General features: G+C 71.5%; 14 protein-coding genes. 6 read left to right on the top strand and 8 right to left on the bottom strand.

The features are described 5' to 3' along the window. Position 1 precedes the first annotated feature (1 nt). Entirely contained in the window at positions 2-649 is a 648-nt protein-coding gene (locus tag C2L58_RS30705; RefSeq protein ID WP_103341164.1) for a PaaI family thioesterase, read from the bottom strand. A gap of 60 nt (positions 650-709) precedes the next feature. Further along, complete coding sequence (locus tag C2L58_RS30700; RefSeq protein ID WP_103341163.1) at positions 710-1,246, bottom strand: ferritin; 537 nt, start codon at positions 1,244-1,246, stop codon at positions 710-712. A gap of 47 nt (positions 1,247-1,293) precedes the next feature. Between C2L58_RS30700 and C2L58_RS30695 the strand changes: the two genes are divergently transcribed. The 3 genes from C2L58_RS30695 to C2L58_RS30685 all read left to right on the top strand — a co-directional run bounded on the left by C2L58_RS30695 (position 1,294) and on the right by C2L58_RS30685 (position 3,932). Beyond that, entirely contained in the window at positions 1,294-2,052 is a 759-nt protein-coding gene (locus C2L58_RS30695; RefSeq protein WP_103341194.1) for an SDR family NAD(P)-dependent oxidoreductase, read from the top strand. 245 nt (positions 2,053-2,297) lie between these two features. Continuing rightward, a complete protein-coding gene (locus C2L58_RS30690) occupies positions 2,298-3,008 on the top strand; it encodes an SGNH/GDSL hydrolase family protein (RefSeq protein WP_103341162.1) in 711 nt (236 codons plus the stop codon). 12 nt (positions 3,009-3,020) lie between these two features. Beyond that, on the top strand, positions 3,021-3,932 hold the full coding sequence (locus C2L58_RS30685; protein ID WP_103341161.1) for an extracellular catalytic domain type 1 short-chain-length polyhydroxyalkanoate depolymerase: 912 nt from the start codon (positions 3,021-3,023) through the stop codon (positions 3,930-3,932). Positions 3,933-3,982: 50 nt separating this feature from the next. Here C2L58_RS30685 and C2L58_RS30680 read toward each other — a convergent pair whose 3' ends face one another. The 5 genes from C2L58_RS30680 to C2L58_RS30660 are packed head-to-tail and all read right to left on the bottom strand — an operon-like array spanning position 3,983 to position 9,305. Next, complete coding sequence (locus C2L58_RS30680; RefSeq protein ID WP_103341160.1) at positions 3,983-5,920, bottom strand: alpha/beta hydrolase; 1,938 nt, start codon at positions 5,918-5,920, stop codon at positions 3,983-3,985. After that, a complete protein-coding gene (locus C2L58_RS30675; protein ID WP_103341159.1) occupies positions 5,917-7,023 on the bottom strand; it encodes an alpha/beta hydrolase family protein in 1,107 nt (368 codons plus the stop codon). Before C2L58_RS30675 ends, C2L58_RS30680 begins: the two co-directional genes overlap by 4 nt. A gap of 22 nt (positions 7,024-7,045) precedes the next feature. Beyond that, positions 7,046-8,035: an ABC transporter permease subunit gene (locus C2L58_RS30670; protein WP_103341158.1), complete on the bottom strand. Its 990-nt coding sequence runs from the start codon at positions 8,033-8,035 to the stop codon at positions 7,046-7,048. Then, positions 8,032-8,913, bottom strand: a complete 882-nt coding sequence (locus C2L58_RS30665) for an ABC transporter ATP-binding protein (protein WP_103341157.1) — start codon at positions 8,911-8,913, stop codon at positions 8,032-8,034. The genes C2L58_RS30670 and C2L58_RS30665 overlap by 4 nt, the downstream gene beginning before the upstream one ends. Continuing rightward, positions 8,910-9,305: a GntR family transcriptional regulator gene (locus C2L58_RS30660; protein ID WP_199191523.1), complete on the bottom strand. Its 396-nt coding sequence runs from the start codon at positions 9,303-9,305 to the stop codon at positions 8,910-8,912. The genes C2L58_RS30665 and C2L58_RS30660 overlap by 4 nt, the downstream gene beginning before the upstream one ends. A gap of 175 nt (positions 9,306-9,480) precedes the next feature. Between C2L58_RS30660 and C2L58_RS30655 the strand changes: the two genes are divergently transcribed. Then, the gene (locus C2L58_RS30655) at positions 9,481-11,025 is read left to right on the top strand and encodes an alpha/beta hydrolase (protein WP_103341155.1); all 1,545 of its coding nucleotides are present in this window, start codon (positions 9,481-9,483) and stop codon (positions 11,023-11,025) included. Here C2L58_RS30655 and C2L58_RS49955 read toward each other — a convergent pair. Further along, on the bottom strand, positions 10,953-11,240 hold the full coding sequence (locus C2L58_RS49955; protein ID WP_199191522.1) for a hypothetical protein: 288 nt from the start codon (positions 11,238-11,240) through the stop codon (positions 10,953-10,955). The two genes, C2L58_RS30655 and C2L58_RS49955, sit on opposite strands and share 73 nt — an antisense overlap. Positions 11,241-11,314: 74 nt before the next feature. Between C2L58_RS49955 and C2L58_RS30645 the strand changes: the two genes are divergently transcribed. Together C2L58_RS30645 and C2L58_RS30640 are read left to right on the top strand one after the other, a co-directional pair. Continuing rightward, the gene (locus tag C2L58_RS30645) at positions 11,315-11,920 is read left to right on the top strand and encodes a GNAT family N-acetyltransferase (protein WP_103341154.1); all 606 of its coding nucleotides are present in this window, start codon (positions 11,315-11,317) and stop codon (positions 11,918-11,920) included. Next, the gene (locus C2L58_RS30640) at positions 11,901-12,818 is read left to right on the top strand and encodes an SAM-dependent methyltransferase (RefSeq protein ID WP_103341153.1); all 918 of its coding nucleotides are present in this window, start codon (positions 11,901-11,903) and stop codon (positions 12,816-12,818) included. The genes C2L58_RS30645 and C2L58_RS30640 overlap by 20 nt, the downstream gene beginning before the upstream one ends. Positions 12,819-12,853 lie beyond the last annotated feature (35 nt).

Here is a 12,853-nt window from a genome sequence, read left to right as displayed (position 1 = left end):
CCTAGTCCGGTGCGGACCTCGTGGCGGTGGTGGGCACCGGGAACCGATCGGCGTTGAAGTGGACCAGGATCGCCGTCGCGGTGGCGCAGACGACGTCGCCCGCTCTGAGTTCGCCCGCCGCGTGGAGCTTGCGGCCGTCGCGGCGGACGAGGCGCCCTTCGGCGGTGAGCGGCACCGCGTACGGCGTGCCGCGGTGGTAGTCGACGGTCAGGGACGCCGTCATGCCCGGGAAGCCGGCCGCGGCGGTGGCGCGGCCCAGGACGTGGTCCAGCACGGCCGCGACCCAGCCGCCGTGCACGCGCCCGGGCGGCCCTTCGTGCGCGGCGCCGAGGAGGACGTCGGCGCACACCGACTCCGGGCCCACGCGCACCCACGACAGCGGGGGCGCCAGCGGGTTCCCCGGCCCTTCCAGAGGGTTGTTGATGCTCAGGTGACCTCCGCCGTCGAGGGCGGTGAGCAGCAGCGGCTGCGCGCCGCCGGCCGCGCGCAGTGCCTCGGTGACGGCTTCGATCCGGTGGGCCGCGGCGGCGAGGCCGGCTTCGTCGTCGCGCACCCGGACGGAGGCGTCGATCAGCTCGCGAATCCGGGAGCCGAGCAGTGCCCGCCCGGGCGGTACGCCGTCGACGATCGGAAACGGGTTTTCGGACATCGCGCTCCCCGGGCCCGGAACTAGAACACGTTTCACTCTAGCAGGGGGAAACCGCCATCGTCAGAGCTTCCCGCCCGCCACCGGCGGCATGTCCGGGGCGTCCGCGACCTCCGTGGCCGCTTCGCGGAACAGGTGGTTCTCGACCTCGAACAGGTTGCCGCCGGCCCGCTCGACGACGGTGAGCAGCGTGGACATCTCCGCCACCTCCTCCACCTGTTCCTTCAGGAACCAGTGCACGAACTGCTCGCCGAGGTAGTCCTCCTCCAGCCGCGCGGCCTTCGCCATCGCCTCGATGTCGGCGGTGACCGCGCGTTCCTGGGTCACCGCGAGCTCGATCGCTTCGTGCACGCTCGAGAAGTCGTTCCGCACTTCGTCGCTGCCCGGGATGGCGACCGGCTCGTCGCGGTCGAGCAGGTAGCGCACCATCGCCAGCGCGTGGTTGCGCTCCTCGATCGACTGCCGGTAGAAGCGCTTGGCCAGCCGGGGCAGGTCGCGGGCGTCGAACCAGACGGCCAGGGCGATGTACTGCTGGGCGGCGGTGAACTCGTGGCGAATCTGCGTCTGCAGCAGTTCGGCGAACTTCCGGGTTTTGGCCATGTCCGACAACCTACGACGGATCCGGGGTGCGCAGCTACGATCGGCCGGTGTCTCCCGCGCCCGGCCTGCCCGACCTGTCCGGCACGATCGCCTGCGTGACCGGCGCTTCCGGGGTGATCGGCCACGGGATCGCGCTCCGGTTCGCCGAGGCGGGCGCGGCCGTGGCGGTGCACCACCGCCGTCCCGGGGCGGCCGGCGACGTCGTCGCGGCGATCGAAGCCGCCGGTGGGCGGGCCCGCGCGTTCGCCGCCGAACTCACCGGAGACCACACCCTGCTCGACGCCGTCGCGGAGTGGGGCGGCCGGCTCGACGCGCTGGTGAACAACGCCGGCATCCAGCCGGTCGAAGCCCTCGAGGGGCTGACGGTCCAGCGCTGGCGGGCCATGCTGGAGGCCACCTTGACCAGCGCGTTCTCCTGCACCCAGGCCGCGGCCCGGCTGATGGGCGACGGCGGGAGCGTCACGCACATCGCCTCGATCGAGGCCCGGCAGCCGGCGCCCGGCCACGTCCACTACAGCGCGGCCAAGGCGGCGCTGGTCATGCACGCCCGCGGCGCGGCGCTGGAGTACGGGCCGCGCGGGATCCGCGTCAACACGGTGTCGCCCGGGCTGATCGCCCGGCCGGGGCTGGCCGAGGACTGGCCGGAGGGGGTCGAGCGGTGGCACCGCGCGGCACCGCTGGGCCGGCTGGGCACGCCCGCCGACGTCGGCAACGCGTGCGTGTTCCTGGCCTCCCCGCTGGCGTCCTGGATCACCGGCCACGACCTCGTCGTCGACGGCGGCGTCACCACGCACCCGAACTGGTGAGCCGACCGGTATTGCGACCGTTGTCATCCGGTGCCGTGCGGGTTTAAGCTGTCGCCGACAATCGATTGTTATCGCTAACAGCAAAAGCGAAAGTTTCGGGAATTCGTCGAATTTCGGATCCGCCGGCGAAAGTTTCGGCCGCCACCGTCCGTTGCCACGCACAGCATCGCCGCCTACTCGGCCAACAGCGACATTTCCCACGCGGGCGGCCGGATCGCGCCGAAGAATTGTTGAGGAGGAGGACGATGAAAAGGTTCCTGGCCGCCGCGGCGGCCCTGACGATCGCGTTCACCGGCCTGACCGGTGTCGCCGATGCGGAATCGAACGGCGGCGTGCGGATCATGCCGCTGGGCGACTCGATCACCTACGGCACCGGCGTGCCGGGCGGGTACCGGATCGGCCTGTGGCAGCGCCTGGCCGCGGGCCGCTACACCAACGACTTCGTCGGTTCGCAGTTCAACGGGCCCGCCGGCCTGTGGGACCACGACCACGAAGGGCACCCCGGCTGGCGCATCGACCAGATCGACGCGAACGTCACCGGCTGGATGCGGACCTACAACCCGCGCTCGGTGCTGCTGCACATCGGCACCAACGACGTGCTGCAGAACTACAACGTCGGCGGCGCGCCCGGCCGGCTGTCCACGCTCATCGACCACCTCACCGCCGCCGCGCCGAACGCCGACGTCTTCGTCGCGCAGCTCATCCCGATCGGGTGGGCGAGCGGGGACGCCGCCGTGCGGACGTTCAACAACGCGCTGCCCGGGATCGTGCAGGGCAAGGTGAACGCCGGCAAGCGCGTGCACCTGGTGGACATGCACGGCGCGGTGTCCACCGCCGAGCTCCCCGACGGCGTCCACCCGAACGCCGCCGGCTACGACAAGATGGCGGCCGTCTGGTACACCGCCCTGCGGTCGGTCCCGGGCAGCATCGGCAACCCGCATGCCGCCGCTGCGTAAAGGAGATCAGCGATGAAACGCATGCTCGGTGTCCTCCTGGCCCTGGTGGTCCTGGTCACCGGCCTGGCCTCGCCCGCCCAAGCGGCCGCGCTGACCAGGGTGACCGGCTTCGGCACCAACCCGACGAACCTGAACATGTACGTCTACGTCCCCGACCGGGTGGCGGCCAAGCCCGCCCTGCTGGTGCTGGTGCACTACTGCGGCGGCTCGGCGAGCTCGATCTTCGGCTGGAACGGCAAGGACTACGTCACCGCGGCCGACCGGTACGGGTACGTCATCGTGCTGCCGGAGGCGACCCGGAGCGAAAAGTGCTTCGACGTCTCGACGCCGAACGCGTTGCGGCGGGGCGGCGGCGGGGACTCGACCGGGATCATGTCGATGGTCGCCTACGCCAAGTCCCGCTACAACGTCGATCCGGCGCGGGTCGTCGCCAGCGGGTTCTCCTCCGGGGCGATGATGACGAACGTGCTGGCCGCCCAGTACCCCGACGTGTTCTCGGCGGCTTCGGCGTTCTCCGGCGTGCCCGCCGGGTGCTTCGCCACCACGAACGGCTCGCTGTGGAACAGCACCTGCTCCGGCGGGAAGTCGATCAAGACCGCGCAGCAGTGGGGCGATCTGGCCCGGTCGATGTACCCGGGCTACACCGGCCGCTACCCGCGGATGCAGCTGTGGCACGGCACCACCGACACGACGCTGTCGTACCCGAACTTCGGTGAAGAGATCAAGCAGTGGACCAACCTGAACGGGTTGAGCCAGACACCGGCGTTCACCGACCACCCGCAGTCGTCGTGGACGCGCACCCGGTACGGCACCACGAGTACCCAGGCCACGGTGGAGGCGGTCAGCGTCGCCGGCGTCGGGCACCAGCTGCCGCTGACCGGCCAGCTGGCGTACGCGATTTCGTTCCTCGGCCTCGACCACTGACCGACGACACGGCGGAAGCGGCGCACCCCCAGTGCGCCGCTTCCGCGGTGTCAGCGGCAGAACGAGACTTCCGGGTAACCCGGCTGATCGAGCACGGGCCGCGCTTCGCCCCGCAAGTGCCGGTCGAAGAACGCGTTCACGTACGCCCGGGTGATCTCCTGGGCCCGCACCGCCGCGTTCGGGCCGCCGATGGGGACGCCGAACTCCTCGGCCAGCAGCCCGACGTCGGTGAACGACGCGTGCTGCGTGCCCGCCACCTCGATCCACCGCTTCCACCCGGTCATCTGCGCGTAGTCCCGCTCCCACGGCACGTTCCCCGGCGCGCACTTCGGCACGTGCTCGTGGTTGACGAACATGAACGGCCGCGCCAGCCCCGGCGCGGTGAGCGGGAGCTCGGTCGTCCCGTCGATGTCGATCCCGGCCTTGATCCGGCTGTCGGCGACCATCGCGGGGATCGTGCTCGCGCCGCCCATGGAATGCCCGGCCATGCCGATCCGGGACGCGTCGATCAACGGCGCCCACTTCTTCGACTGCGTCAGCGAGTCCAGCACGAACGACACGTCGGCGGCCCGGCCCCGCTCCAGCTTCTGCCAGAACGGGTTGTCGTGCGGCACTTCGCAGGACGCGCACCCGGCGAAGCGGCCGTCCGGGAAGCTCTGCCCGGCGTTCTCGTAGGTGTGGCCGACCAGCGCGACGGCGTACCCGTGGCTCGCCAGGTCCTCGGCCAGCGCGGTCAGCGTGGCGCGGGGTTTCGTGTAGCCGGGCGAAAGCACGATCAGCGGCAGCCCGCGCCCGGCCGGCCGCGCTTCGGCGACGGAGTTGGTCACCATCCCCGCGAGCAGGTCCGGGGCCACGTCCAGGCCGCTGTCCTGCAGCAACGCCGCGGACTCCGCCGGGGTCAGGTACTGCGTCTTCGGGCCCTTCGCCGAAGCGGTGGGGTAGAAGAGCGAAACCATCAGTTCGCGGTAGGGCACCGAAGGCACCCACGGGTCGGGGCGCGAAGTGTCCTTCAAGTACACCGCCGTGCTGCCCACCGGCCGGTCGCCGCTCGGGGCGGGCAGGTACGGCGTCGACGTCCGGGCGAAGGCGACCTCCGGGTGCCGCGGGGACGGCTGGTCCAGCAGCGGCTGCGGCTGGCCGCGCAGGTGCTGGTCGAAGAACGCCCGGACGTACGCCGCGGTGATCGCCTGGCCGCGCACCGCCGGGGTGGTCGCGCCGAAGTCGAGGCCCAGCTGCTCGCCCACCAGGCCGAGGTCGGTGAACGACGGGTGCGCCGTGCCGGCCACGGTGAGCCAGCGCTTCCAGCCCGTGAGCTGCTTCCAGGTGGCGTCACCCGGAGCGTTCGCCCGGCCCAGGAACAGGACCGGCCGGTCGAGCGCGGCGGGCAGCGGGTCCTCCGCCGGGCCGTCGATGGTCGCCCCGGCCTTGAGCCGCGGGTCGGCCGCCATCGCGGCCGGCACACCCGCGGCGGTCCCGGCCAGGCCGATCCGGGCGGGATCGACCAGCGCCGCCCACTTCGACCGGAGCAGCGAGTCCAGCACGGCCGAGACGGCCACGTCCTCGCCGGCCCGGGCGGCCACGGCGACGAGCGTGCCGTGACTCGCCAGGTCCTCCGCCAGCGACGTGAGTTCGCCGCGCGGCCGCCCGGCCCCCGGGTCGAGGATGACCAGCGGCAGGCGCTGCCCGGCCGGCGGGGCGTTCAGCACCGAATCCGTGCGGATGCCGGCCAGGACCGACGGCGCCACGCCGGTGATGCCGTCCTGGTCGAGGACGGCTTTCGCCTCGGCCTCGGTCATGAAGTGCGACTTCGGCCCGGCCGGGGAAACCGTGGGGTAGAACAGGGACGCCGGGAGGTCCGGTGGCGATGTCGTGCCCACCGGCCGGTCGCCGGTCGGTTTCGCCAGCGTGAGCGCCGGGGCCGCCGATGCGGCGGGCGATGTCAAGGCGAGGGTGAGCGCGGTGATGACCATGAGACTCTTGATTCTCATCCGATGAACGTCACTTCCGGGTAAGCGGGCGAGGGCGCGGCCAGCAGCGGCTGCGGGCGGCAGCGCAGGTTCAGGTCGAAGAAAGCGCTTACGTACGTCCGCGTGATGGCCAGCGCGCGGTAGGGGTCGATCGAGTCGCCGATGTCGACACCCAGCTGGCCGGCGAGCACGCCGAGGTCGGTGAACGACGCGTGCACCGTGCCGGAGACCATGATCCAGCGCTTCCAGCCGGTCAGGTGGGTCCAGTCGGTTTCCCAGTCGTCGTAGGGACCCTCCGCGCCCGGCGTGTAGTCGTCCGCGCGGCCCACGAACATGAACGGCCGGGACAGCCCGGACGCCGGGATCGGGACGTGGACGCTGCCGTCCAGGTCGGCTCCCGCGCGGATCCGGGGGTCGGCCAGCATCGCCTGGGTGGTGACCGCGCCGCCCGCGGAGTGGCCGGTCATGCCGATCCGCTGCGGGTCGATCAGCGCGCCCCACCGCGAGCGCAGCAGCTCGTCCAGCACGAACGACGTGTCCTTCGTGCGGACCTGCGCGAACTTCTCCCAGAACCCGGGCTGTTCGTCGACTTCGCAGGCGGCGCAGCCGGTGACGTGGCCGTCGGGGAAGGTCGTGGCGCGGTTCTCGTAGGTGTGGTCGATCGCCGCCACGGCGTACCCGCGGCTGGCCAGCTCCTCGGCCAGCGCGGTGAGCGTCGCCCGCGGCTGGGTCCAGCCCGGGGACAGCACGACCAGCGGCAGGCTGTGCCACCGCCCGGCCGGCCTCGCGTCGACGACGGCGTTCGTCCGGACCGTGCTGAGGATGTCGAGGGACAGGCCCGGGATGTTCTCCCGTTCGAGGTTGCGTTCCGACTCGAGCGGGGTCATGTACTGCTTCTTCGGCCCGTTCGCCGAGGTCGCCGGGTAGAAGACCGAGACCATCAGCTCCCGGTAAGGCACCGTCGGCACCCAGGGATCGGGCCGTGAAGTGTCCTTGAGGGACAGTGTGGTGACGCCGACGGGCTGGTGCCCGGTCGGGGCGGGCAGGTGGGGCGTCGTGGCCGCCGAAGCGGGCGACGCGGACAACGTGAGTGTCAGTGCGGTGGCTACCGCGAGAGTGCGCATGATTCCCCCAGTCGGGATTTCGTCAGGACAGGTGGCGGAGACGGCGGAAGCAGAACCAGGTGAGCAGGGCGGTCAGGGCGAGGTAGAGCGCCAGTTCGAGCCACTGCAGCGGCCAGAACCGGGAGCCGGGCTGGTAGGTCAGCCGCTGCTGGTAGCCGTGGGTGCCCAGCTGGGCCATGCACGCTTCGAGGCTGCCGTGCGGCGGCGGGCCCGCATCGCGGCTGGGGCGCGGAACGCAGGTCTGCACGAAGTCCGGCAGCGGCGAGACGACGTTCCCGGCCGGGTCCACGGTCTCGTTCGCCAGCACCCAGGCACCCGCCTGGTGCCGCATGCCGATCTCCAGGATGTCGCCGGTTTCGTCGCCGGTGATGTTCGTGATGTTCTCGCCGGTGATCGCGATCGTCTCCGTCTGCGGCGGCAGCAGGTACGGCCGCACGAAGTTCGGCACCAGGAGCAGCACGGCGACGAGCGTGACGAGCGTGACGGCCATCGCCGCCACCGTGCGCCGCAGCAGCATCCCGATCGCCACCCCGAGCGCCAGGGCGAAGGCCGCGTAGCCGATCGGGACGATGCCGCGCGCCCCGAACACCACCGGCGCCATGCGCGACATCGTGCCGCGGTCGGTCTGGACGGCGGAAAGCGCGTCGATCGGGCTCGCCCACCACGACACCGCCCAGCCGAGCAGCCCGGCCGCCACCATCGCGGCGAGGAGCCCGAACCCGACCTTGGTCGCGAGCCACCGCTTGCGCGTGACGGTCTGGTTCCACACCAGGCTGTGCGTGCCGCTTTCCAGCTCGCGGGTGATCATCGGGACGCCCCAGAAGACGCCGATCACCGCGGGCAGCAGGTACAGCGCGAGGATCGTGCCGGTGAAGAGGGTGTCCTGGTCGGAGAAGTTGGTGCGGCCGACCAGGTCCGGCCCGGTGATCGCGAGCACCACGGCGATCGCGATCAGGCCGGCGAACACCGACAGTGCGGGCATGCGGAACTGGCGCCAAGTCAGCCAGGTCATCGAAGGACCTCCAGGGCGGGGCGGGCGGCGGTGGGGTTGCTCATGTATTCGAGGACCAGGTCCTCCAGGCCGAGCTGCCCGACCGTCCACGCGGGATCGAGGATCGGTGCCTCGGTGCGGACGAGGACGGTGGTCTGGCGGTCGGTGTGCTTCGCCGAGACGACGTGCTGGTCCGCCGGCAGCGTCTCGACGTCGCGGCGCGGCCCGGAGAGCCGGTGGTGCGTGGCGAGCAGCGTCTCCACCTCGCCGATCACCCGGACCTGGGAGTCCACCAGCACGACGAGGTGGTCGCAGACCCGCTCGAGGTCGTTGACCAGGTGCGAGGACATCACGACGGACAGCCCGTGCTCGGCGACGGCTTCCATGAGGTCCTGCAGGAACTCCCGGCGCGCCAGCGGGTCCAGCGCCGCGACCGGCTCGTCGAGCAGCAGCAGTTCGGGCCGCTTGGCGATGCCGATCGTGAGCGCCAGCTGGGCGCGCTGGCCGCCGGAGAGCTTGCCGGCGGGCTGCTTCGGGTCCAGCCCGAGCCGGTCGATGCGCTTCTCGGCGAGCGAGGTGTCCCAGCCCGGGTTGAGGTGCGCGCCGAGCCGCAGGTGCTCTTCGATGGTCAGTCCACTGTAGACAGGAGTGTTCTGGGCGACGTACCCGACCTTGGCCAGCTGCTCCGGGCCGCTGCCCGGCAGCCCGCCGCACACCTCGATCGTGCCGCTCGTCGGCTCCAGCATGCCGGCCGCGATGTTCAGCAGCGTCGACTTGCCGGCGCCGTTGGGGCCGACGAGCCCGGTGACGTGGCCGGCTTCGATCTCCAGCGTGCAGCCGGTCAGCGCCTGCTTGCGCCCGTACTTCTTGCCCAGTCCCTGGGCTTTCAGGACAGTCACGCTATGTCCTCTCTGGCGGAGTCGCGAAACGTGGACATCAACAAGGCTTCGATGCTCTCCTCGTCGAGACCCGCCTTGCGAGCCTGGGAAAGCCAGCGGCGCAGGTCGCTCCGCAGCGGTCCGAGCACGGCGAAGGACGCTCCGCCGTTCAACGTCGCCGTCACGAACGTGCCGACGCCGGGACGGGCCGAGACCAGGCCGTCGTGCTCCAGTTCGCGGTAGGCCTTCAGCACGGTGTTCGGGTTGATCGCGAGGCTCGCGACCACGTCCTTGACCTTCGGGAGCTGGTCCCCCTTGGTCAACAGGCCGAGGCGCAGCGCGTGCCGCACCTGCTGGACCAGCTGCTGGTACGGCGACAGGCCGGACCTCGCGTCCAGGTTGAACTCGATCATGGGCAACTCCATTTATCTAGTTACCTAGCACTATAGCTAAGTGCTGCCGGTGGGGCCAGTGATCTTTTGGATCGCCGGAGTCAACCTCGCCGCCGATGCGGCGTCTGTGGAGGCGAAGTGATCGTTTTCCTCTCCGAAGGGACTTTTCGTGCGTCGACTTTCTGGGGGAGGCATCGTGCGCGGCGTCGTCGTCGCGCTCGGTGTCTCGATGGCCGTCTCGGCGGGACCGGCGGTCGCGTCCGCGGCACCGGCCTCGATCGGCACGGCACCAGCCTCCGTGGACACAGTGCCGGCGCCGCAGCTGAGCTGGACGGACTGCGCGGACGGATTCCAGTGCGGCAAGGCATCCGTGCCGCTGGACTACGACCGGCCGGCCGGCACGCAGATCGACCTGGCGCTGATCAAGCTGCCCGCCACCGATCCCGCGCACCGGATCGGCACGCTGTTCGTCAACTTCGGCGGGCCCGGCGCGTCCGGCCTGCAGCGGCTGCGGGAGCGCGGCAAGTGGCCGTGGCTGTTCTCCGACGAACTGCGCGCGCGGTTCGACCTGGTCTCGTGGGACCCGCGCGGGATCGCCAACAGCACGGCGGTCCGGTGCTTCGGCACCCTGGCCGAGCAGCAGGACTTCTTCGGGTCGTTCCCGGAGATGCCGGGCGACCCGAGCGGCAACGCGGCCTTCTACGCCAAGTCGAAGGAGCTCGCCGACCGCTGCTCGGCGAAGGCGGGCCCGATCCTGGAGCACGTCTCCACCGCCAACACCGCCCGTGACCTGGAGTTGCTGCGCCGCGCGGTCGGCGACCCGAAGCTGAACTACCACGGCATTTCCTACGGAACGCAGCTCGGCGCGACCTACGCGAACCTGTTCCCGAACCGGATCCGGGCGATGGTGTTCGACGGCACGATGGACTTCGCCGGCAACTCGACCGGGCAGAACGGCAACGGCAAGAGCGTGCCGCTGGACACTCGCCAGGACGTCGCGACCGGCATCGCGCAGACCTTCGAGCAGTTCCTGCGGCTGTGCACGGAAGCGGGCCCGAAGTGCGCGTTCTCCTCGGGTGACCCGAAGGCGAAGTGGGCGGCGCTCACGGCGCGCGCCAAGCAGGCCCCCATCGTCAGCGACGGCGAGACGTGGACCTACTCGGGCATCATCAACGCGGCGGCCGACCTGTCCGACTCGCGGGGCTGGGCGGACATCGCCGCGCTGCTGCAGCGGCTCTACGACGCGCCGGCCACGCCGGCTCTGCGTTCGGCGGCTGTCAAGGGCGAGCAGTACGTTTCGAACCGGACCGAAGCGTTCAACGCCATCCAGTGCTCCGACAGCGACGTCCCCACCGACCCGGCGATCTACAGCCGCTACGCCGAGTCGGAAGACCAGCGCGTGCCGTACTTCGGCCGGATCGCCGTGCTGGACATGATGAGCTGCGCGTACTGGAAGGCGAAGGACACCGACCGCTACACGGGCCCGTGGAACCGCCCGACGTCGGCGGAGATCCTGGTGCTGAACAACCGCTACGACCCGTCCACCCCGCTGCCCGGCGCCCGCGACGGCGCCGCGGAACTGGCGCGGGCGCGCGTGTTCGTGACCGAGGGCTACGGGCACTCCTCGATGTACGTGCCGAGCACGTGCACCGAGCAGGTCAAGCGGGACTACCTGATCTCGGGGACCTTCCCCGCGGCGGGGAAGGTCTGCACGATCGACGCCAGCCCGTTCGCGGGCTGATCTTGAATGGGGCGGGCCGCACTGGTGACGGTGCGGCCCGCCGCCATGAAGGCGAGCGTCGCGATGGCGCCCAGGCTGTGGTGCACGCACGGCTTCGGTTCCCGGCCGCGCAGCGTCGCGATGATGTTGCGGGCCAGCAGCTTTCCCTGCCGGTAGGCGTGCTGGGCGTTGGGCACGGTCCGCGCGCCCGGGATCGGCGAAGCGAGGTCGGGCACCGCGGGCGGCGCGGCGGCCCGGTCGAAGGCGGTGACCGCCGCAGCGGCACGGCGGATCGGGCAAAATCCGGTGGATGGTGCACACCGTCCGGCCCCTCGGCACCTCGACGTGGGCCGCGTTCGCGGAACTCGTCGAGCGCAACAACGGCGTCTTCGGCGGCTGCTGGTGCCTCGGGTTCCACCCGGAACGCGCTCAGCGGGGCCCGGTGCGCCGCACGATCAAGGAAGACCGGGTCCGGACGGGCGGCGCGCACGCCGCGCTCGTGTTCGACGAGGACGGCGTCGCGCAGGGGTGGTGCCAGTACGGCAGCCCCGAGGAGCTGCCCGGCATCAAGCACCGGCGTGCCTACGACCAGGACGCGCCGCCGCGGCCGGACTGGCGGATCACCTGCTTCTTCGTCGACAGGAAGCACCGGGGCCACGGCATCGCCCGCGCGGCCTTGGCCGGCGCGCTCGACCTGATCGCGCGGGCCGGCGGCGGGCTCGTCGAGGCCGTCTCCGAGGTGACCGCCGGCCGGGACGCGCCGGGGAGGTTCCTGTTCACCGCCACCGCGGAACTGTTCGAAGAGTTCGGGTTCGCCCGCGGGCGGCAGCTCGGCACGCACGCGTGGATCATGAGCCGGGTGGTCGGCCCGCGGCCACCGGAAGACGGGGGAACGCATGGCTTCGAGCAGGCATGACGGCGACACCTGGGACCTGGCCTCCAGCGTCGGCGCGACCGCCACGATGGCCGCCGCGGCGCGGGCGATGGCGACCCGCGCGGATCCGGCGCTCATCGACGACCGGTTCGCCGAACCGCTCGTCCGGGCGGTCGGCGTCGACCTCCTCACCCGGCTGGCGAGCGGCGAAGCGGCGCCCGGCGACCTGGTCGAGCCGGTGTGGATCGACGTCGCCAAGGTGCGGACGAAGTTCTACGACGAGTTCTTCCGCGCGGCGGGTCTCCCGCAGGCCGTGATCCTGGCCTCGGGCCTGGATTCGCGCGCTTACCGGCTGCCGTGGCCCGCCGGGACCGTCGTGTACGAGGTCGACCGGGCGGAGGTCCTCGAATTCAAGACCCGCACCCTGGCCGGGCTGGGTGCCGAGCCCACCGCCGACCGGCGGGTGGTGGCGGCCGACCTGCGCGAGGACTGGCCCGCCGCCCTGCGCGCCGCCGGCTTCGACCCGGCGCGGCCGACCGCGTGGAGCGCCGAAGGCCTGCTCGGCTACCTGCCGCCCGAGGCGCAGGACCGGCTGCTCGACACGATCACCGAACTCAGCGCGCCGGGCAGCCGGGTGGCCACCGAGAACCGGCCCAACCCGCGGCCGGGCGACGAGGCCAGGACGAAGGCCGGCCTGGACCGGCTCTCCGGACGCTGGCGCGAGCACAGCTTCGACACGGACATGGCCAAGCTGCGCTATTTCGGTGAACGCAACGAAGCGGCGCCCTACCTGGCCGCCCGCGGCTGGGAGCTGACCGGGAGCACCGTCCGGGAGCTGCTCGCGGCCCACGGTCTCGCCCCGCTGGAGGACGACGACCTGCGCACCGGCGACGTGCGGTACGTCAGCGGCGTCCTCCCCCCGATGCCGCGCCCGGCTTGACAGCGGGGCTGCTCGTCTCGCACTATGCGAACAAG

It is taken from the genome of Amycolatopsis sp. CA-126428, from assembly GCF_002904335.1.
Lineage (GTDB): Bacteria > Actinomycetota > Actinomycetes > Mycobacteriales > Pseudonocardiaceae > Amycolatopsis.
The sequence above is the reverse complement of the archived record's forward strand: the minus strand, read 5'-3'. Positions and strand labels throughout refer to the sequence as shown.

Coding starts and splice junctions, on each gene's coding strand:
- C2L58_RS30640 (WP_103341153.1), top strand. CDS start 11,901: ATGGCTTCGAGCAGGCATGACGGCGACACCTGGGACCTGGCCTCCAGC.
- C2L58_RS30685 (WP_103341161.1), top strand. CDS start 3,021: ATGAAACGCATGCTCGGTGTCCTCCTGGCCCTGGTGGTCCTGGTCACC.
- C2L58_RS30680 (WP_103341160.1), bottom strand. CDS start 5,920: ATGAGAATCAAGAGTCTCATGGTCATCACCGCGCTCACCCTCGCCTTG.
- C2L58_RS30675 (WP_103341159.1), bottom strand. CDS start 7,023: ATGCGCACTCTCGCGGTAGCCACCGCACTGACACTCACGTTGTCCGCG.
- C2L58_RS30670 (WP_103341158.1), bottom strand. CDS start 8,035: ATGACCTGGCTGACTTGGCGCCAGTTCCGCATGCCCGCACTGTCGGTG.
- C2L58_RS30700 (WP_103341163.1), bottom strand. CDS start 1,246: ATGGCCAAAACCCGGAAGTTCGCCGAACTGCTGCAGACGCAGATTCGC.
- C2L58_RS30705 (WP_103341164.1), bottom strand. CDS start 649: ATGTCCGAAAACCCGTTTCCGATCGTCGACGGCGTACCGCCCGGGCGG.
- C2L58_RS30645 (WP_103341154.1), top strand. CDS start 11,315: ATGGTGCACACCGTCCGGCCCCTCGGCACCTCGACGTGGGCCGCGTTC.
- C2L58_RS30690 (WP_103341162.1), top strand. CDS start 2,298: ATGAAAAGGTTCCTGGCCGCCGCGGCGGCCCTGACGATCGCGTTCACC.
- C2L58_RS30660 (WP_199191523.1), bottom strand. CDS start 9,305: ATGATCGAGTTCAACCTGGACGCGAGGTCCGGCCTGTCGCCGTACCAG.